Genomic DNA, 17,037 nt, shown 5'->3' with positions numbered 1-17,037 from the left:
GCTATCGGCCCGGGCAGCGTGGCCCGGAGCGTGGTGCCGGCGTCAGGGCCGCCCGCCTCAGGCGACGGCCGCGTCGAGCGCCGGCCGCGCCGGCGTGCCGGCCGACACCGTCAGCACGTCGTAGCCGGTCGGCGTGACGAGCACGGTGTGCTCCCATTGCGCCGAGAGGCTGCGGTCGCGCGTCTTGACTGTCCACTGGTCCGGCATGGTGCGGATGTCGCGCTTGCCGGCATTGATCATCGGCTCGATCGTGAAGATCATGCCCGGCACGATCTCGATGCCGGTGCCGGGGCGGCCGTAATGGACCACCTGCGGATCCTCGTGGAACACCGTGCCGATGCCGTGCCCGCAGTACTCGCGCACCACGCTGTAGCCGCGGCTTTCCGCGTGCTTCTGGATGGCGTGGCCGATGTCACCGAGATGCGCGCCGGGCCGGACCTGCTCGATGCCGAGCCACATGCATTCGTAGGTGGTCTGGATCAGCCGCTTGGCCATGATCGACCCCTCGCCGATCAGGAACATCCGGCTCGTGTCGCCGAAATAGCCGTTCTTGATCACGGTGATGTCGATGTTGAGCGCGTCGCCGTTCTTCAGCACCTTGTCGCCGGGAATGCCGTGGCAGATCACGTCGTTGACGGAGGTGCAGATCGCCTTCGGGTAGGGCGGATAGCCGGGCGGCTGGTAGTTGAGCGGCGCCGGCACGGTGCCCTGCACGTTGGTCATGTACTCGTGGCAGAGTCGGTCGATCTCGCCCGTCGTGGTGCCCGCGACGACGAACGGCGTGATGTAGTCGAGCACCTCGCTCGCGAGCCGGCACGCGATGCGCATCTGCTCGATATCGTGATCGTTCTTGATCGTGATGGACATGATTCGTGACCTGGAATGCCTGGAATCCCGGGATTATCGCACCGAATCGGGGTAGTCGCAGCCGTTGCGTGGCTTGTCCGGCATGGGTTTCGGACCGGATCGGCGCCGCTCGGGCGAGGCGGTTTCACGGGTCGGTCCCCGGGCGCCATCCCGGTTCGCCCGTGGCGTGCCCGCGGGTTTGCCCGAATGGCAGCCGGCGCGGCAAAGCGATGGGTGACTTGAGAGCCGTCATTCTCGCGTGCTATACTCTCTGGCTAAGTCTGGATCCCCTTTTGATATCGGCTCGATGGTTTACATTTTGCCGCATCCGAACCGGGTTTCAGCCTTGCCGGCACGAGCATCCCGCCCGTGCCGAATCGCAAGCCGGCGCACCCTTGGGTGTCGCGCGCGCAGGTTCGCCGCGATACGGCAGCCGGCTTAAGACCCAACCCTAGCGGAGATTCACGCTCATGGCAGTCACGATGCGCCAAATGCTGGAAGCCGGTGTCCACTTCGGTCACCAGACGCGCTTCTGGAACCCGAAGATGGCACCGTTCATTTTCGGTCACCGTAACAAGATTCACATCATCAACCTCGAAAAGACGCTGCCGATGTTCAACGACGCACAGAAGTACGTGCGTCAGCTGTCGGCAAATCGGGGCACGATCCTGTTCGTCGGCACGAAGCGCCAGTCGCGCGACACGATCGCTCAGGAAGCACAACGCGCGGGCATGCCGTTCGTGAACGCACGCTGGCTCGGCGGCATGCTGACCAACTTCAAGACGCTGAAGGTATCGATCAAGCGCCTGAAGGACATGGAAGCGGCCGTCGAATCGGGCGAAACCGAGAAGATGAGCAAGAAGGAAGCGCTGCTGTTCGAACGCGAGATCGCCAAGCTGCAGAAGTCGATCGGCGGCGTGAAGGACATGGGCGGCATTCCGGACGCGATCTTCGTGGTCGACGTCGGCTACCACAAGATTGCCATCACGGAAGCGAACAAGCTGGGCGTGCCGGTCATCGCCGTGGTCGATACGAACCACTCGCCGGAAGGCGTGGACTACGTGATCCCGGGTAACGACGACTCGAGCAAGGCTGTCGCGCTGTACGCCGAAGGCGTGGCCGACGCGATCCTCGAAGGCCGTGCGAACGCGGTCAACGAAGTGGTCCAGGCGGTGCGCGGCGGCGACGAGTACGTCGAAGAGAACGCGTAACCGGTCCCGAGCCGGCACAAGAAGGGGGCTCTCAACAAGCCCCCTTTTTTTAAGCCGCGTTCCCGGGCAGCGTGTCGGGCGCCGCGTGGCGCGCCGGCGCGAAACGTCGGAAACGAATCCCCGCCGTCCGGGTCGAAGGGCGGCGTTGTGAATACAGACCCTAGGAGCGAATGATGGCGGCAATTACCGCAAGCATGGTGGCAGAACTGCGCGCGAAGACCGATGCACCGATGATGGAGTGCAAGAAGGCGCTGACCGAAGCCGATGGCGACATGGGCAAGGCCGAAGAGCTGCTGCGCGTGAAGCTCGGCAACAAGGCGAGCAAGGCGGCATCGCGCGTGACGGCCGAAGGCGTCGTCGCGTCGTTCGTCGGCGCCGGCGCCGGCGCGCTCGTCGAGCTGAACTGCGAAACCGACTTCGTCGCCAAGAACGACGATTTCCTCGCCTTCTCGAAGACCGTCGCCGAACTGATCGCGACGCAGAACCCGGCCGACGTGGCCGCGCTGTCGGCGCTGCCGCTCGACGGCAAGACGGTCGACGAAGTGCGTCTCGCACTGGTCGGCAAGATCGGCGAAAACATCTCGATCCGCCGCTTCGTGCGCTTCGAGACCGCGAACCAGATCGCCTCGTACCTGCACGGCGCCCGGATCGGCGTGCTGGTCGAGTACACCGGCGCGGACGAGCAGGTCGGCAAGGACGTCGCGATGCACGTCGCGGCCATGAAGCCGGTCTCGCTGTCGTCGGACGAAGTGCCGGCCGACCTGATCGAGAAGGAACGCCGCGTGGCCGAGCAGAAGGCCGCCGAGTCGGGCAAGCCGGCCGAGATCGTCGCCAAGATGGTCGATGGCAGCGTCCAGAAGTTCCTGAAGGAAGTCTCGCTGCTGAACCAGCCGTTCGTGAAGAACGACAAGCAGACGATCGAGCAGATGCTGAAGGCCGCCAATGCTGCGGTGCAAAAATTCGCGCTGTTCGTGGTCGGCGAAGGCATCGAGAAGCGCCAGGACGACTTCGCGGCCGAAGTGGCGGCGCAGGTCGCGGCGGCCAAGCAGCAGTAAGTCACATGCAGTAATGTTGGACCCGCGGCGGGCGCTCGCTCCGCCGCGGTTCGGCAGCGCCGCACGCCGCGGCCTTCGCGGGCCGCGGAATTTGGCGGCGCTTGCCCGAATCAGTATTTCGCCCCTACAGTTCGTGGTTGTCATCCTCTCGTCGCCTGGAAGCCCCTATGCCCAATGCCTATAAACGCGTCCTCCTCAAACTTTCCGGCGAAGCGCTGATGGGCGACGATGCCTTCGGCATCAACCGCGCGACGATCGAACGGATGGTGGCGGACATTGCCGAAGTCGTCCGCCTCGGCACGCAGCTGGCCGTGGTGATCGGCGGCGGCAATATTTTCCGCGGCGTGGCGGGTGGCGCGGCCGGCATGGACCGCGCGACGGCGGACTACATGGGGATGCTGGCGACGATGATGAACGCGCTGGCGCTGCAGGACGCGATGCGCCACGCCGGCATCGAGGCACGCGTGCAGTCGGCGCTGCGCATGGACCAGGTGGTCGAGCCGTACATCCGGCCCCGCGCGATCCGCCAGCTCGAGGAAGGGCGCGTGGTGATCTTCGCGGCCGGTACCGGCAACCCGTTCTTCACGACCGACACGGCCGCCGCGCTGCGCGGCTCGGAAGTGGGCGCGGAAGTCGTGCTGAAGGCCACCAAGGTCGATGGCGTCTACACGGCCGATCCGAAGAAGGATCCGTCGGCCACGCGTTACGCGTCGATCAGTTTCGACGAGGCGATCGGCCGCAATCTGCAGGTGATGGATGCGACGGCGTTCGCGCTGTGCCGCGACCAGAAGCTGCCGATCCGCGTGTTCTCGATCAACAAGCCCGGTGCGCTCAAGCGCATCGTGCAGGGCGAGGACGAGGGTACGCTCGTCCACGTGTAAACTCACGCCGATTCAGGCCCGGCAGGACGCCGCCGGCGGGATGCGGGCCTGTGTCGTTTTGAAGATTCGAAGGTTCGGAGGTTGAAATGAGTCTCGCTGATGTGAAGAAGGGCGTCGAGCAAAAGATGCAGCGCTCGATCGAAGCGTTCAAGAACGATCTGGCGAAGATCCGCACGGGTCGCGCGCACACGGGCATGCTCGATCACGTGCAGGTCGACTACTACGGCTCGATGGTGCCGATTTCGCAGGTCGCGAACCTGACGCTGGTCGATGCGCGCACGATCGGCGTGCAGCCTTGGGAAAAGCCGATGGTCGCGAAGGTCGAGAAGGCCATCCGCGAGTCGGATCTGGGCCTGAACCCGTCCACCTCGGGCGACCTGATCCGCGTGCCGATGCCCGCGCTGACCGAAGAGCGCCGCCGCGAACTGGCCAAGGTGGTCAAGAGCGAAGGCGAGACGGCCAAGGTGGCCGTGCGCAACCTGCGCCGCGACGCCAACGAGCAGTTGAAGAAGCTCGTCAAGGACAAGGAAATCTCGGAAGACGACGAGCGCCGCGCCGGCGACGAAGTCCAGAAGCTGACCGACAAGCACGTCGCCGAAATCGACAAGCTGGTGCAGACGAAGGACGCCGAGATCATGACGGTCTGACGCGGCTTTTCGCGCGTTCGTTGCACTTTTTCCCGCAGTTACAGTCTCAGCGGCCATGACTTATACCAGCTCTACCGTTCGCGTGCCCGACGTTGCCGCCGTGCCACGTCACATCGCGATCATCATGGACGGCAACGGCAGGTGGGCGACCGAGCGTCGCCTGCCGCGCGTTGCGGGGCACTCGCGCGGCGTCGATGCGGTCCGGTCGGTCGTGGAAGGGTGCGCGCGCGCGGGTGTCGAATACCTGACGCTGTTCGCGTTCAGTTCCGAGAACTGGCGGCGGCCCACCGACGAGGTCTCGTTCCTGATGCGGCTGTTCATCACCGCGCTCGAACGCGAGGTCGGCAAGCTGCACGCGAACGGCATCCGGCTGCGCGTGGTGGGCGATCTCGAACGTTTCGAGCCGCGCATCCGCGAGCTGATCCGGCGCGCGGAAACCAAGACCGCGCGCAACACGCGGCTCACGCTGACGATCGCCGCGAACTACGGCGGCCGCTGGGACATCCTGCAGGCCACCAGGAAGCTGATCGCCGAGGCGGTGCGCGAGGGGCGTGAAATCCCCGTCGACGAAGCCGCGTTCGAGCCGCATCTGGCGATGGCCTACGCGCCCGAGCCGGACCTGTTCATCCGCACGGGCGGCGAGCAGCGCGTGAGCAACTTCCTGCTCTGGCAGCTCGCCTATACCGAGTTCTATTTCACGGGCAAGTTCTGGCCCGATTTCGACGCGACCGCGCTCGCTGATGCGATGGCGTCCTACACCGACCGCGAGCGCCGCTTCGGGCGGACCAGCGCGCAACTCGAACCTCAATCGCAGGACGTCGACTCCCTTTCATGCTGAAGACCCGTGTCATCACGGCGGTCGTGCTGCTGGCGGTGTTGTTGCCGGTCACGCTGTTCGCGCCGCTCGCGGCGTTCGGCGCGCTGATCGCGCTCGTGCTCGTGTTCGCGGCCTGGGAATGGGCGCGCCTGCTCAAGCTCGGCGCGACCGGCTCGGTGCTCTACGCGATCGTCGCGGCGCTCGCGCTCGGCGCCAGCATGCGGCTCGGGGCCGGACCGGATGCCGGTTTCGGGCCGTCACGGCCGCTGGTCGAGGCCGCCGCGGTATTCTGGCTGCTGGCCGGGCCGTTCGCGCTCTGGCGCAAGCCGGTGCTGGCCGGGGGCGCCTGGAAGCCGTTCCTGCTCGCGGCCGGCCTGGTGGTGTTCGCGGCCTGCTGGCACGCGGTGGTCGCCGCGCGCGCGGCCGGCATCGCGTTCGTGCTGTCGATGCTGCTGGTGGTGTGGCTCGCCGATATCGGCGCATACTTCGCGGGCAAGGCTTTCGGCCGGCACAAGCTGGCCCCGTCGATCAGCCCGGGCAAGACCTGGGAGGGCGCGCTGGGCGGCTGGCTCGCCGTGATGATCGTGGCGGGCCTCGCGATCGGCCTCGGCGCGTTCGCGCCGACCCTGTATTCGGCGCTCGCGCAGCGCTTCGGCGCGGCGGGCGCGCTCGTGGCGCTGACGCTGCTGGTGGCCTACAGCGTGATCGGCGACCTGTTCGAATCGTTGCTCAAGCGTCAGGCCGGCGTGAAGGATTCGAGCGGCCTGCTGCCGGGCCACGGCGGCGTGCTCGACCGCGTCGACGCGCTGCTGCCGGTGCTGCCGCTCGCGGTGCTGCTGCTCGGTTAAACACTAGACCCTCACTATGCAAAAACGCCTGACAATCCTCGGTTCGACGGGTTCGATCGGAGACAGCACGCTCGACGTCGTCGCGCGGCACCCGGACCGCTTTTCGGTTTATGCGCTGACCGCGCATCGCAACGGCGACAAGCTGGTCGCGCAGTGCCTGACGTTCACGCCGGAAGTGGCCGTGGTCGGCGACGCCGCCACCGCCGCGCAGGTCGAGGCGAAGCTGCGCGCCGCCGGCAGCCGCACCGAGGTGACCTACGGACCAGACGCGCTCGTCGAGGTCGCGAAGGCCGACGGCTGCGACACCGTGGTGGCCGCGATCGTCGGCGCGGCGGGCCTGCCGTCGAGCCTCGCCGCCGCGCGCGCGGGCAAGCGGATCCTGCTCGCCAACAAGGAATCGCTGGTGATGTCGGGCTCGATCTTCATGGACGCGGTGCGCGACCATGGCGCGATCCTGCTGCCGGTGGACAGCGAGCACAACGCGATCTTCCAGTGCATGCCGCGTGACATCGCCGAGCACGGCGGGATCGAGAAGATCATCGTGACGGCCTCGGGCGGCCCGTTCCGCACCCGCGAGCCGGCCACGCTCGTCGACGTGACGCCGGAGCAGGCCTGCAAGCACCCGAACTGGTCGATGGGCCGCAAGATCTCGGTCGATTCGGCCACCATGATGAACAAGGGCCTCGAGGTGATCGAGGCGCACTGGATCTTCGGACTGCCGAGCAGCCGCATCGACGTGCTGATCCACCCGCAGAGCGTGATCCACTCGCTGGTCTCGTACAAGGACGGCTCGGTGCTCGCGCAGCTCGGCAACCCCGACATGCGCACGCCGATCGCGCATGCGCTGGCGTTTCCGGAGCGCGTCGAGGCCGGCGTCGCGCAGCTCGACCTGGCGCAGATCGCCACGCTCACGTTCGAGCGGCCCGACCTCGAGCGCTTCCCGTGCCTCGCGCTGGCGATCCAGGCGCTCGACGCGGGCGGCGTGGCGAGCACGGTGCTCAACGCGGCGAACGAGCTGGCCGTGGACGCGTTCCTCGAACGCCGGATCGGCTTCATGGACATCGCGCACACGGTGGACGCGGTGCTCAACAGTCTGACGAATCGCGAGGCCTCCGGCCTCGACGACGTGCTCGCGGCCGATGCCGAGGCACGTCGCGCGGCAGCCGCGGTGATCGCGGGCCTGCCAGTTCCGCGCGCGGAGCGCGCAGCCTGAGCGAGAGGGGCGCATGAACGTGCTGATCGAGCTGGTAGCGTTTGCAGTGGCGATCGGCGTGCTGGTCGTCGTCCACGAATACGGGCATTACAGCGTCGCGCGCCTGTGCGGCGTGAAGGTGCTGCGCTTCTCGATCGGCTTCGGCACGCCGCTGCTGCGGCGCACGAGCCGACGCACCGGCACCGAGTGGACGCTGTCCGCGCTGCCGCTCGGCGGCTACGTGAAGATGCTCGACGAGCGCGATCCCGGCCCCGAGGGCATCGCCGCGGCCGACCTGCCGCGCGCGTTCAACCGGCAGTCGGTCTGGAAGCGGATCGCGATCGTCGCGGCCGGGCCGATCGCCAACTTCCTGCTCGCGATCCTGCTGTTCTCGACGATCTTCGCGACCGGCGTGACCGAGCCGGCCGCGATCGTGGCCGCGCCGGCCGCCGACACGGCTGCGGCGCGCGCCGGCTTCGACGGCGGCGAGACCATCGTGTCGGTGCGCGACGCGCGCGGCGGCGCGCCCGAGCCGGTGCGCTCGTGGGCCGACCTGCGCTGGAAGCTGCTCGGCGCGAGCTTCGACCACCGGCAGGTGATCCTGGCCGCCCGCTCGGGCGGCGCGACCTACGATTTCCCGGTCGACCTGCGCCGCCTCGGCGAGCAGACGGCCGACGACGACTACATGACGCAGCTCGGCTTCGAGCCGGGCGGCGGTTCGCTGTCGATCTCGGCCGTCACGCCGGGCAGCGCCTCGGAGCAGGCCGGGCTGCTTACGGGCGACCGGATCGTCGCGCTCGACGGCAAGCCGGTGTCCGGCTCCACGCGCTTCATCGACGCCATCAAGTCGCATGCGGGCCGTCCGCTCGCGCTGCGTATTTCGCGGTCGGGCGTCGAGCACACGCTGACCATCGTCCCGCATGCCGAGCGCGATACCGCGCCGGGCGCGGGCGGCGCGCAGATCGGCCGGATCGGCGCGGCGCTGGCGATGCACACGCCGTCGGTCGAGGTGCGTTACGGCGCGCTCGAAAGCGTCCAGCTCGGCGTGCGCCGCACCTGGGGCATTTCGGTGTATTCGTTGAAGATGTTCGGGCGCATGCTCACCGGCGAGGCCTCGCTGAAGAACCTGTCCGGCCCGGTGACGATCGCCGATTACGCCGGCAAGAGCGCGCGGCTCGGTTTATCGGCGTTTCTGTCGTTTCTCGCGCTTGTCAGCATCAGTCTCGGCGTGCTGAACTTGCTGCCAATTCCGGTTTTGGACGGGGGGCATCTGTTATATTATCTGGTTGAAGCCGCGACCGGGAAGGCCGTTTCGGAACGCTGGCAACTGATTCTGCAAAGAGCGGGGTTGATCTGCATCGTCGCGCTGTCGGCGATCGCGCTGTTCAACGATCTGTCTCGTTTAATCCATTCTTGAAGCGTCGGGCGATGGCTGCGAGGGCCGTCGCCGGATCTGATGCAAGCTTAAATACTGGGGATGCACGTTGTTCAAACCTCATCGCTTCGTACCCAAGACTGTAGCCGCCGCGGCGCTCGCCGTGCACGGACTCGCAGCCCACGCGACGGCACCGTTCGTCGTGCAGGATATCAAGATCGAGGGCTTGCAGCGTGTCGAAGCCGGTTCCGTGTTCGCCTACCTGCCGATCAAGCAGGGTGACACGTTCACGGACGACAAGGCATCCGAAGCAATCCGCGCGCTCTATGCGACGGGCTTCTTCAACGACGTGAAGATCGCCACGCAGGGCAGCGTCGTGATCGTGCAGGTGCAGGAACGTCCGGCGATCTCGGCGATCGACTTCACCGGCATCAAGGAATTCGACAAGGACAACCTCAACAAGGCGCTGAAGGCGGTGGGGCTGTCGCAGGGCCGCTACTACGACAAGTCGCTGGTGGACAAGGCCGAGCAGGAGCTCAAGCGCCAGTACCTGACGCGCGGCTACTACGCCGCCGAAGTCACCACCACCATCACGCCGGTCGACGCGAACCGCGTCTCGATCCTGTTCTCGGTGGCCGAAGGCCCGAGCGCGAAGATCCGCCAGATCAACTTCATCGGCAACAAGACGTTCAGCACCAGCACGCTGCGCAACGAGATGCAGCTGTCCACGCCGAACTGGTTCTCGTGGTACACGAAGAACGACCTCTACTCGAAGGAAAAGCTCACGGGCGACCTCGAGAACGTGCGTTCGTACTACCTGAACCGCGGTTACCTCGAGTTCAGCATCGATTCGACCCAGGTGTCGATCTCGCCGGACAAGAAGGACATGTACCTGACGGTCACGCTGCACGAGGGCGAGCCGTACACGATCTCGAGCGTGAACCTGGCGGGCAACCTGCTCGACCGCAAGGCCGAGCTGCAGAAGCTCGTCAAGATCAAGGCCGGCGACCGCTTCTCGGCCGAGAAGCTGCAGCAGACCACCAAGGCGATCGTCGACAAGCTCGGCGAGTACGGCTACGCGTTCGCGACCGTCAACGCCCAGCCGAACATCGACCAGGCCACGCACAAGGTCGGCATGACGCTGATGGTCGATCCGGGCCGCCGCGTCTACGTGCGCCGCATCAACGTGGTCGGCAACTCGCGCACGCGCGACGAAGTGGTGCGCCGCGAAATGCGCCAGCTCGAAAGCTCGTGGTTCGATTCGGGCCGCCTCGCGCTGTCGAAGGACCGCGTGAACCGTCTCGGCTACTTCACCGACGTCGACGTGACGACGGTGCCGGTCGAAGGCACGAGCGACCAGGTCGACGTGAACGTGAAGGTGACCGAGAAGCCGACCGGCGCGATCACGCTCGGCGCGGGCTTCTCCTCGACCGACAAGGTGGTGCTGTCGGCCGGTATTTCGCAGGACAACGTGTTCGGCTCGGGCACCAGCCTGTCGGTGAACGTGAACACGGCGCGCAGCTACCGCACGCTGACGGTCACGCAGGTCGATCCGTACTTCACGGTGGACGGCATCAAGCGGATCACCGACGTGTTCTACCGCACCTACCAGCCGCTCTACTATTCGACCAACTCGAGCTTCCGGATCATCACGGCCGGCGGCGATCTGAAGTTCGGCATCCCGTTCTCGGAAACGGACACGGTGTTCTTCGGCGTCGGCTTCGAACAGAACCGCCTCGACATCGACGACGACACGCCGGCCAGCTACAAGGCCTACGTGCAGCAGTTCGGCCGCGTCTCGAACACGGTGCCGCTGACGATCGGCTGGTCGCGCGACGCGCGTGACAGCGCGCTGATCCCGAGCCGCGGCTACTTCACCCAGGCGAACGCCGAATACGGCGCGCCGGTGGACAAGATCCAGTACTACAAGATGGACGTGCAGGCGCAGTACTACTACTCGTTCGCGCGCGGCTTCATCCTGGGCCTGAATCTGCAGGGCGGCTACGGCAACGGTATCGGCAACTCGTACCCGATCTTCAAGAACTACTACGCGGGCGGTATCGGCTCGGTGCGTGGCTACGAACCGAGCTCGCTCGGCCCGCGCGACGCCACCACCAACGACCCGATCGGCGGTTCGAAGATGGTGGTCGGCAACATCGAGCTGACGTTCCCGCTGCCGGGTACCGGTTATGACCGCACGCTGCGCGTGTTCACGTTCCTCGACGGCGGCAACGTCTGGGGCAACGTGCCGGGCGGCAACAGCACCGGCGCGAACGGCCTGCGCTACGGCTACGGCGTGGGTCTCGCGTGGATCTCGCCGATCGGCCCGCTCAAGCTGAGCCTCGGCTTCCCGCTGCAGAAGCACGAAGGCGACCAGTACCAGAAATTCCAGTTCCAGATCGGCACGGCGTTCTGATCGGAACCGCAACACCAAACGCATCGAGAGGGTAATTTTGCTAACCGGTAAGTATTCGAAACGGGTGATGTGCGCGCTGGCGCTGACCGCCGCGCTCGGCGCGACGGCCGCGCAGGCGCAGGACGTCGCGCGGATCGCGGCGGTCAATTCCGACCGGATCCTCCGCGAGTCGGCGCCGGCCAAGGCCGCGCAGACCAAGCTCGAAGCCGAGTTCGCGAAGCGCGACAAGGATCTGCAGGACATGGCGGCACGCCTGAAGACCCTGTCCGACTCGCTCGACAAGAACGGCCAGTCGATGTCGGCCGCCGATCGCGCGCAGAAGCAGCGCGATCTCTCGCAGCTCGACACCGACTTCCAGCGCAAGCAGCGCGAGTTTCGCGAAGACCTGAACCAGCGCCGCAACGAGGAGCTCGCGGCGGTGCTGGACAAGGCCAACAAGGTGATCAAGCAGATCGCCGAGCAGCAGAACTACGATCTGATCGTGCAGGAGGCGGTCTACGTCAGCCCGCGCATCGACATCACCGACAAGGTGCTGAAGGCGCTCGCGTCGCCTTCCGGTTCGCTGAACTGACGGGAGCCGAATACGCATGGCATTGACGCTCGAGGCACTCGCCAAACGTTTCGGTGGGGACATCGCCGGGGATCCGCAATGCACGGTGGGCGGCCTCGCGCCGCTTGACCAGGCCGGCCCGCAGCAGCTCGCATTCCTCGCCAATCCGAAGTATCTGGCGCAGGTCGAGACGACGCGCGCCGGCGCGGTGCTGATCGCGCCGCGTGATCTCGAGAAGCTCGGCGCGGCCGCCGAAGGCCGCAACTTCATCGTCACGCCCAATCCCTACGCTTATTTCGCGCGCGTCGCGCAGATGTTCATCGACCTGGCCGCGCCGCAGCGGCCGGCCGGCGTGCATCCGAGCGCGAACGTCGACGCCTCGGCGCAGGTCGCGGCCAGCGCCGTGATCGGCCCGAACGTGACGGTCGAGGCGGGCGCCGTGATCGGCGAGCAGGTGCGGCTCGACGCGAACGTGTTCGTCGGCGCCGGCACGCGGATCGGCAGCGGTTCGCATCTTTACCCGAACGTGGTCGTCTATCACGGCTGCGAACTCGGCGAGCGTGCGATCGTCCATTCGGGCGCCGTGATCGGCTCGGACGGGTTCGGCTTCGCGCCCGACTTCGTTGGCGACGGCGCGGCGCGTACCGGCAGCTGGGTGAAGATCCCGCAGGTCGGCGGCGTGAAGATCGGCCCCGACGTCGAGATCGGCGCGAACACCACGATCGACCGCGGCGCGATGGCCGACACGGTCATCGAGGCGTGCGTGAAGATCGACAACCTCGTGCAGATCGCGCACAACTGCCGGATCGGCGCCTACACCGTGATCGCGGGCTGCGCGGGCATCGCCGGCAGCACCACGATCGGCCGCCATTGCATGATCGGCGGCGCGGTCGGGATCGCCGGGCACCTGACGCTCGGCGACTACGTGATCATCACGGCGCAATCGGGCGTATCGAAATCGCTGCCCAAGGCAGGCATGTACACGAGCGCGTTTCCGGCCGTCGAGCACGGCGACTGGAACCGCAGCGCGGCGCTCGTGCGCAATCTCGACAAGCTTCGCGACCGGATTCGTGCGCTCGAGACCTCGCTCGCCGCGCGCGACGCGGGCCCCGCGCAGGACTGACCGTCACCAGGGCGCGGCGGTTCGGCCGGACCGGCCGCCGCCGCAATCACGAGGGCCGCTCGCCGCGGCCCGTACCAGCATTTGCAGTCACCACCGCGCAGCGATTGCGTGAGACGAACCATCATGAACACCGAACAAATCAACTTCGACATTCACAAGATCCTCACGCTGCTGCCGCACCGTTATCCGTTCCTGCTCGTCGATCGCGTGCTCGAACTCACGCCGCACGAAAGCATCAAAGCCCTGAAGAACGTCACGATCAACGAACCGTTCTTCACCGGCCACTTCCCGCAGCGTCCGGTGATGCCGGGCGTGCTGATCATCGAGGCGCTGGCGCAGGCCGCCGCGCTGCTGACGTTCGCCGAGGAAGAGCCGAAGAATCCCGGCAACACGCTGTACTACTTCGTCGGCATCGACGGCGCGCGCTTCAAGCGCGTGGTCGAGCCGGGCGACCAGCTGATCCTCAACGTGAAGTTCGAGCGCTACATTCGCGGCATCTGGAAGTTCAAGGCCACGGCCGAGGTCGAAGGCAAGGTGGCTGCCGAAGCCGAGCTGATGTGTACGGTGAAGTCGGCCGATGCGGCGCCCTGAGCGGCGCGCGGCATTTCCGACTCCGCACTGACTACTGAGAGGCAACCGCGCATGACCAGGATTCATCCCACGGCGATCATCGAGCCGGGCGCGCAGATCGACGAGACCGTCGAGATCGGCCCGTATGCGATCGTCGGTCCGCACGTGACGATCGGCGCGCGCACCACGATCGGCTCGCACAGCGTGATCGAGGGACACACGACGCTCGGCGAGGACAACCGCATCGGCCATTACGCGTCGGTGGGCGGCCGTCCGCAGGACATGAAGTACCAGGACGAGCCGACCCGGCTCGTGATCGGCCACCGCAACACGATCCGCGAATTCACGACGATCCACACCGGCACCGTGCAGGACGCCGGCGTGACCACGCTCGGCGACGACAACTGGATCATGGCCTACGTCCACATCGGCCACGACTGCCGCGTCGGCAACCACGTGATCCTGTCGAGCAACGCGCAGATGGCCGGCCACGTCGAGATCGGCAACTGGGCGATCGTGGGCGGCATGTCGGGCGTCCACCAGTTCGTGCGGATCGGTGCGCATTCGATGCTGGGGGGCGCCTCGGCGCTGGTGCAGGACGTGCCGCCGTTCGTGATCTCGGCCGGCAACAAGGCGGTGCCGCACGGCATCAACGTCGAGGGCCTGCGCCGCCGCGGCTTCGCGCCCGAGTCGGTCGCCGCGCTGCGCAACGCGTACCGGATCGTCTACAAGAGCGGCAACACGCTCGACGAGGCGAAGGCCGAACTGCGCGAACTGATCGCGGCGGGCGGCGAGCATTTGGCCGAGGTGACGGCGTTCGTCGATTTCATCGACGCGTCGCAGCGCGGCATCATCCGCTGACGCGATGGCGCTCCAACCGAAACCGTTGCGAATCGCGCTCGCGGCCGGCGAGCCATCGGGCGACCTGCTCGCCGCGTCGCTGCTGGGCGGCCTTCACGCGCGGCTGCCGGCGGCGTCGCATTACTACGGGATCGGCGGCCCGCGCATGATCTCGGCCGGCTTCGAATCGCACTGGCCGATGGACCGTCTGACGGTGCGCGGCTATGTCGAGGCGCTCAAGGAAATCCCGGCGATCCTGAAGATTCGCGGCGAGCTGAAGCGCCAGCTGCTGGCCGAGCCGCCCGATGCGTTCATCGGCGTCGATGCGCCCGACTTCAATTTCGGCGTCGAGCAGTCGCTGCGCGAGGCCGGTATTCCGACCATCCACTTCGTCTGCCCGTCGATCTGGGCATGGCGTGGCGGGCGCATCAAGAAGATCGTGAAGGCGGTCGACCACATGCTGTGCCTGTTCCCGTTCGAACCGGCGCTGCTCGAGAAATCGGGCGTGGCCTCGACCTACGTCGGCCATCCGCTCGCCGACGAGATCCCGCTCGAACCCGACACGCACGGCGCGCGCATCGCGCTCGGGCTGCCCGAGCGCGGCCCCGTGATCGCGGTGCTGCCCGGCAGCCGGCGCTCGGAGATCGCGCTGATCGGGCCGACCTTCTTCGCGGCGATGGCGCTGATGCACCAGCGCGAGCCCGGCGTGCGCTTCGTGATGCCGGCCGCGACGCCGGCGCTGCGCGCGCTGCTGCAGCCGCTCGTCGACGCGCATCCGCAGCTGCCGCTGACGCTGACCGACGGCCGCTCGCAGGTGGCGATGACGGCCGCCGACGCGATCCTCGTCAAGAGCGGCACCGTGACGCTCGAGGCCGCGCTGCTGAAGAAGCCGATGGTGATCTCGTACAAGGTGCCCTGGCTGACCGGGCAGATCATGCGTCGGCAGGGCTACCAGCCCTACGTCGGGCTGCCGAACATCCTGGCCGGACGCTTCGTGGTGCCGGAGCTGCTGCAGCACTTCGCGACGCCGCAGGCGCTGGCCGACGCGACACTCACGCAGCTGCGCGATGAAGCGAACCGCCGCACGCTGACCGAAATCTTCACCGAGATGCATCTGGCGCTGCGCCAGAACACGGCCGCGCGCGCGGCCGAGGCGGTCGAGCGCGTGATCGCGAGCCGGAAGCCGCGCGCATGAAGGCTGTCCGCACCAAGCGCACCGCCGCGTCGCTCGCCGCCGAGCAGGTCGGCTTCAGCTTCGACGCGCCGGGCGAGATCGTCTGCGGCGTGGATGAGGCGGGCCGCGGGCCGCTCGCGGGGCCGGTGGTCGCGGCCGCCGTGATCCTCGATCCGGCGCGGCCGATCGTCGGCCTCGACGATTCGAAGGCGCTGAGCGCGAAGAAGCGCGAGCGGCTCTACATCGAGATCGTCGAGCGCGCGCAGGCCTATTGCGTGGCCTCGGCCAGCGTCGAGGAAATCGACACGCTGAACATCCTGCACGCCACCATGCTCGCGATGAAGCGCGCGGTGGAGGGGCTCGCGGTGCTGCCGACGCTCGCGAAGATCGACGGCAACCGCTGCCCGACGCTCGCGGTCCGCAGCGAGGCGATCATCGGCGGCGACGCGCTGGTGCCGAGCATCTCGGCCGCCTCGATCCTCGCCAAGGTCACGCGCGACCGGATGCTGGTCGATCTGCACGCGAGCTTCCCGCTCTACGGCTTCGACGTCCATTCCGGCTACGGCACGCCGAAACACCTCGCGGCGCTGCGCGAACACGGGCCGTGCGAGCATCACCGCCGCTCGTTCGCGCCGGTACGCGCCGCGCTCGATCTCACCCGATAGCAGACGGCGCGATGAAGTCGATCACCTCGCGCGACAACCCGCTCTACAAGCGCCTGAAGGCGCTGGCGGGTTCGACGCAACAACAACGCCGCGGCGCCCAGGCGCTGCTCGAAGGCCTGCATCTGGCATCGGCCTATCTCGACGCGAACGGCCAGCCCGAACTCTGCGTCGTCACCGATGGCGCGCTCGCGCACGACGAGACGCACGCGATCGTCGCGCGCATCGAGCCGCAGCGCGTGGTGGCGCTGCCCGACGCGCTGTTCGGCCAGCTGTCGGGCGTCGTCAACGGCGTCGGCATGCTGCTGCTGGTCGAGCGGCCCGCCGCGCCGCTGCCCGAGCGCGTGACGGGCACGGCCGTGGTGCTCGACGGCGTGCAGGACGCCGGCAACGTCGGCTCGATCCTGCGCAGCGCGGCCGCGGCCGGCGTCGCGCAGGTGTTCTGCGTGAGCGGCACGGCCTACGCGTGGTCGTCGAAGGTGCTGCGCTCGGGAATGGGCGCACACTTCCTGCTCAGCATCCATGAGGACGTCGATGCGGCCGGGCTGATCGCGCGGCTCGGCGTGCCGGTCGCGCTGACCGATTCGCATGGCGCCCGCGCGATCGACGACTGCGACCTGAGCGGCCCGGTGGCCTGGGTGTTCGGCAACGAAGGGGCGGGTGTATCAGCGCCGTGGCGCGAGGCGGCGGCGCTGCGCGTGACGATCCCGCAGCCGGGCGGCATGGAATCGCTGAACGTGGCGGCGGCAGCGGCCGTCTGCCTGTTCGAGCAGTGCCGGCAGCAGCGGCGGCGCTGAGCCCGGCGCTTCAGTCGAAAAAAACGGCGGATG

The 17,037-nt window shown here is 67.3% G+C and carries 17 protein-coding genes; 16 read left to right on the top strand and 1 reads right to left on the bottom strand.

The window, feature by feature from the left end:
* Positions 1-57 precede the first annotated feature (57 nt).
* Positions 58-867 (bottom strand): type I methionyl aminopeptidase, encoded by an 810-nt coding sequence (map, locus tag BpN12_RS27085; protein WP_246795277.1) that lies wholly within the window; start codon positions 865-867, stop codon positions 58-60.
* Positions 868-1,316: 449 nt separating this feature from the next.
* Between map and rpsB the strand changes: the two genes are divergently transcribed.
* The 16 genes from rpsB (at position 1,317) to BpN12_RS27005 (ending at position 17,004) form a co-directional block, all read left to right on the top strand.
* The gene (rpsB, locus tag BpN12_RS27080) at positions 1,317-2,057 is read left to right on the top strand and encodes a 30S ribosomal protein S2 (RefSeq protein WP_246795276.1); all 741 of its coding nucleotides are present in this window, start codon (positions 1,317-1,319) and stop codon (positions 2,055-2,057) included.
* A 173-nt stretch (positions 2,058-2,230) separates the two neighbouring features.
* Positions 2,231-3,112, top strand: a complete 882-nt coding sequence (gene tsf / locus BpN12_RS27075; protein ID WP_246795275.1) for a translation elongation factor Ts — start codon at positions 2,231-2,233, stop codon at positions 3,110-3,112.
* A 167-nt stretch (positions 3,113-3,279) separates the two neighbouring features.
* Entirely contained in the window at positions 3,280-3,993 is a 714-nt protein-coding gene (gene pyrH / locus BpN12_RS27070; protein ID WP_042625354.1) for a UMP kinase, read from the top strand.
* Between the two features lie 86 nt (positions 3,994-4,079).
* On the top strand, positions 4,080-4,640 hold the full coding sequence (frr, locus tag BpN12_RS27065; RefSeq protein ID WP_246795274.1) for a ribosome recycling factor: 561 nt from the start codon (positions 4,080-4,082) through the stop codon (positions 4,638-4,640).
* A gap of 55 nt (positions 4,641-4,695) precedes the next feature.
* Positions 4,696-5,478 carry a polyprenyl diphosphate synthase gene (uppS, locus tag BpN12_RS27060; RefSeq protein ID WP_246795273.1) on the top strand — a complete coding sequence of 261 codons (783 nt, stop codon included), beginning with the start codon at positions 4,696-4,698 and terminating at the stop codon, positions 5,476-5,478.
* Complete coding sequence (locus BpN12_RS27055) at positions 5,472-6,305, top strand: phosphatidate cytidylyltransferase (protein ID WP_246795272.1); 834 nt, start codon at positions 5,472-5,474, stop codon at positions 6,303-6,305. Before uppS ends, BpN12_RS27055 begins: the two co-directional genes overlap by 7 nt.
* Positions 6,306-6,321: 16 nt before the next feature.
* Positions 6,322-7,518 (top strand): 1-deoxy-D-xylulose-5-phosphate reductoisomerase, encoded by a 1,197-nt coding sequence (locus BpN12_RS27050; protein ID WP_246795271.1) that lies wholly within the window; start codon positions 6,322-6,324, stop codon positions 7,516-7,518.
* A 13-nt stretch (positions 7,519-7,531) separates the two neighbouring features.
* A complete protein-coding gene (gene rseP, locus BpN12_RS27045; protein ID WP_246795270.1) occupies positions 7,532-8,914 on the top strand; it encodes an RIP metalloprotease RseP in 1,383 nt (460 codons plus the stop codon).
* Positions 8,915-8,981: 67 nt separating this feature from the next.
* A complete protein-coding gene (bamA, locus tag BpN12_RS27040; RefSeq protein WP_246795269.1) occupies positions 8,982-11,288 on the top strand; it encodes an outer membrane protein assembly factor BamA in 2,307 nt (768 codons plus the stop codon).
* A gap of 67 nt (positions 11,289-11,355) precedes the next feature.
* A complete protein-coding gene (locus tag BpN12_RS27035) occupies positions 11,356-11,859 on the top strand; it encodes an OmpH/Skp family outer membrane protein (protein WP_042625347.1) in 504 nt (167 codons plus the stop codon).
* Between the two features lie 16 nt (positions 11,860-11,875).
* Positions 11,876-12,961, top strand: coding sequence for a UDP-3-O-(3-hydroxymyristoyl)glucosamine N-acyltransferase (lpxD, locus tag BpN12_RS27030; protein ID WP_246795268.1), 1,086 nt, complete (start codon positions 11,876-11,878; stop codon positions 12,959-12,961).
* 123 nt (positions 12,962-13,084) lie between these two features.
* Complete coding sequence (fabZ, locus tag BpN12_RS27025; RefSeq protein ID WP_042625345.1) at positions 13,085-13,552, top strand: 3-hydroxyacyl-ACP dehydratase FabZ; 468 nt, start codon at positions 13,085-13,087, stop codon at positions 13,550-13,552.
* Positions 13,553-13,603: 51 nt separating this feature from the next.
* Positions 13,604-14,392 carry an acyl-ACP--UDP-N-acetylglucosamine O-acyltransferase gene (lpxA, locus tag BpN12_RS27020; protein ID WP_246795267.1) on the top strand — a complete coding sequence of 263 codons (789 nt, stop codon included), beginning with the start codon at positions 13,604-13,606 and terminating at the stop codon, positions 14,390-14,392.
* Positions 14,393-14,396: 4 nt separating this feature from the next.
* Positions 14,397-15,566 (top strand): lipid-A-disaccharide synthase, encoded by a 1,170-nt coding sequence (gene lpxB, locus BpN12_RS27015; protein ID WP_246795266.1) that lies wholly within the window; start codon positions 14,397-14,399, stop codon positions 15,564-15,566.
* Positions 15,563-16,210 carry a ribonuclease HII gene (gene rnhB, locus BpN12_RS27010; RefSeq protein ID WP_246795265.1) on the top strand — a complete coding sequence of 216 codons (648 nt, stop codon included), beginning with the start codon at positions 15,563-15,565 and terminating at the stop codon, positions 16,208-16,210. The genes lpxB and rnhB overlap by 4 nt, the downstream gene beginning before the upstream one ends.
* An 11-nt stretch (positions 16,211-16,221) precedes the next feature.
* Entirely contained in the window at positions 16,222-17,004 is a 783-nt protein-coding gene (locus BpN12_RS27005) for a TrmH family RNA methyltransferase (RefSeq protein WP_246795264.1), read from the top strand.
* Positions 17,005-17,037 lie beyond the last annotated feature (33 nt).

Origin of the sequence: Burkholderia perseverans, from assembly GCF_022870505.1 — a bacterium.
GTDB lineage: Bacteria > Pseudomonadota > Gammaproteobacteria > Burkholderiales > Burkholderiaceae > Burkholderia > Burkholderia plantarii.
The sequence above is the reverse complement of the archived record's forward strand: the minus strand, read 5'-3'. Positions and strand labels throughout refer to the sequence as shown.

Bases quoted from the DNA above. Each gene is read 5' to 3' on its own strand.
- map (WP_246795277.1), bottom strand. From the start codon at position 867: ATGTCCATCACGATCAAGAACGATCACGATATCGAGCAGATGCGCATC.
- rpsB (WP_246795276.1), top strand. From the start codon at position 1,317: ATGGCAGTCACGATGCGCCAAATGCTGGAAGCCGGTGTCCACTTCGGT.
- tsf (WP_246795275.1), top strand. From the start codon at position 2,231: ATGGCGGCAATTACCGCAAGCATGGTGGCAGAACTGCGCGCGAAGACC.
- pyrH (WP_042625354.1), top strand. From the start codon at position 3,280: ATGCCCAATGCCTATAAACGCGTCCTCCTCAAACTTTCCGGCGAAGCG.
- frr (WP_246795274.1), top strand. From the start codon at position 4,080: ATGAGTCTCGCTGATGTGAAGAAGGGCGTCGAGCAAAAGATGCAGCGC.
- uppS (WP_246795273.1), top strand. From the start codon at position 4,696: ATGACTTATACCAGCTCTACCGTTCGCGTGCCCGACGTTGCCGCCGTG.
- BpN12_RS27055 (WP_246795272.1), top strand. From the start codon at position 5,472: ATGCTGAAGACCCGTGTCATCACGGCGGTCGTGCTGCTGGCGGTGTTG.
- BpN12_RS27050 (WP_246795271.1), top strand. From the start codon at position 6,322: ATGCAAAAACGCCTGACAATCCTCGGTTCGACGGGTTCGATCGGAGAC.
- rseP (WP_246795270.1), top strand. From the start codon at position 7,532: ATGAACGTGCTGATCGAGCTGGTAGCGTTTGCAGTGGCGATCGGCGTG.
- BpN12_RS27035 (WP_042625347.1), top strand. From the start codon at position 11,356: ATGTGCGCGCTGGCGCTGACCGCCGCGCTCGGCGCGACGGCCGCGCAG.
- lpxD (WP_246795268.1), top strand. From the start codon at position 11,876: ATGGCATTGACGCTCGAGGCACTCGCCAAACGTTTCGGTGGGGACATC.
- fabZ (WP_042625345.1), top strand. From the start codon at position 13,085: ATGAACACCGAACAAATCAACTTCGACATTCACAAGATCCTCACGCTG.
- lpxA (WP_246795267.1), top strand. From the start codon at position 13,604: ATGACCAGGATTCATCCCACGGCGATCATCGAGCCGGGCGCGCAGATC.
- lpxB (WP_246795266.1), top strand. From the start codon at position 14,397: ATGGCGCTCCAACCGAAACCGTTGCGAATCGCGCTCGCGGCCGGCGAG.
- rnhB (WP_246795265.1), top strand. From the start codon at position 15,563: ATGAAGGCTGTCCGCACCAAGCGCACCGCCGCGTCGCTCGCCGCCGAG.
- BpN12_RS27005 (WP_246795264.1), top strand. From the start codon at position 16,222: ATGAAGTCGATCACCTCGCGCGACAACCCGCTCTACAAGCGCCTGAAG.